Source organism: Acinetobacter sp. 228, from assembly GCF_048147885.1.
This window is the reverse complement of sequence record NZ_JAYWYV010000251.1, coordinates 1-1411: the sequence shown is the minus strand read 5'-3', so window position 1 is coordinate 1411 and position 1411 is coordinate 1. Positions and strand designations below refer to the sequence as shown.

The 1411-nt window shown below is 37.3% G+C and carries 2 protein-coding genes and 1 pseudogene; 2 read left to right on the top strand and 1 reads right to left on the bottom strand.

The window, feature by feature from the left end; genetic code table 11:
- Positions 1-164: 164 nt before the first annotated feature.
- On the top strand, positions 165-647 hold the full coding sequence (locus VXQ92_RS17905; RefSeq protein WP_001113293.1) for a phosphate-starvation-inducible protein PsiE: 483 nt from the start codon (positions 165-167) through the stop codon (positions 645-647).
- Positions 648-684: 37 nt separating this feature from the next.
- Here VXQ92_RS17905 and VXQ92_RS17900 read toward each other — a convergent pair whose 3' ends face one another.
- On the bottom strand, positions 685-1068 hold the full coding sequence (locus VXQ92_RS17900; RefSeq protein ID WP_000743010.1) for an RcnB family protein: 384 nt from the start codon (positions 1066-1068) through the stop codon (positions 685-687).
- Between the two features lie 164 nt (positions 1069-1232).
- On the opposite strand from VXQ92_RS17900, the pseudogene VXQ92_RS17895 reads away from it, so the two are divergent.
- Positions 1233-1411 (top strand): annotated as a pseudogene (locus tag VXQ92_RS17895) (hypothetical protein); the annotation flags it as partial.

Here is a 1411-nt window from a genome sequence, read left to right as displayed (position 1 = left end):
ATAGCCATCGCTTTGATAATGGATACCGCCTTATTATTTGAATTGTAATAAATTTCAATAAAAGTGCCTGAAAAATCAGGCGTTTTTTATTTTGTATTTACTATTTCCATTGGCACAAAATTTGTTTAATTTCTAAACATTCTCATATCAAAAAAGATTTTACTATGCCTGATCCCAAAAAGTTTGAAAGAACCCTTGATCGGTTTGGACATTATGCTGTTGAGGCTTTTCATTATTTAGCCTTATTTATCATAGGCTGTATGATTGCTTGGTCTGCTGCTCATACCGTTTTTGAAATTCTGACCGTCAAAAAATATGCATCAATCGATGACATCTTATTGTTATTTATTTACCTAGAACTTGGGGCAATGGTTGGAATTTACTTTAAAACCAATCATATGCCTGTACGTTTTCTTATTTATGTCGCCATTACAGCCCTAACACGTTTACTTATTTCTGATATCCAACATGACCATAAAGCCGATCTTGATCAAGTCATTATTACTGGCTCAATTCTTATTTTAGCTCTCTCTATTTTAGTTGTCCGTTTTGCTTCTTGGCACTACCCATCTGTTATGAAAGAAAAACATTCAAAAACACCTACTTCTTTAAAAACACCCCAACCGCAAGATGACGAGTTGGCATAAAAAAATGGCCTCAAGCGGGCCATTTTTTATTTTACGTTTAACGAACTCGATAAATGTGATGTTTCGAGTCAACCAATAAGTATTGGTTAGGAGTCTTCACCCAGTGGTATCCACGTGGTGGTGCATATAAGCGATGTGCACGCCAGTCTGAGACATAATAACGGCTATTACGGTATTCCACAGGAATACGATCACCGCGCTTAAAGGCTACATATCGGCCATAATGGTTGCCACGCTCAGAGTGTGACCAAACAGGAGCTCTATGATCATTGCGGTGGTCATAACGATAATCATGACGCTGTTCATAGCGATTATGTTCTTTACCGTGATAGTTATCCCAACGATGATTTGAATCGGCCATCGCAGTTGCCGACATACCCAACATTAATGTTGAAAGTACGAGAACAATAGGCTTTTTCATGGAGTATTCCTTTTTATCTTGATCTAAAGCTAGATTAAGAAAGAGTCAAGGAGAAACCATGAATAAAATGGCTTTGATTGATATTGTTTGTAATGACTATAAAGAAAATATGAAGAATCTGTATCTGTGCTACCATTAGCATTTTTCAAGCTAGGTCAATTGCTGTGTCTGAAATCAGTTTTGAACGTCTTCATCAATTTTTCTGCAAAGTTCCAAGTATACAAGAAGCCCGTATCATGGCTCATGGAGCAGATGGCGAACACGCTTGGTGGTTTAAGTTCAGTATTGATGTAGAACACCCTCTCGCATGGCAAACCGTTCAAGAACTAGGGCATGTTTTAAA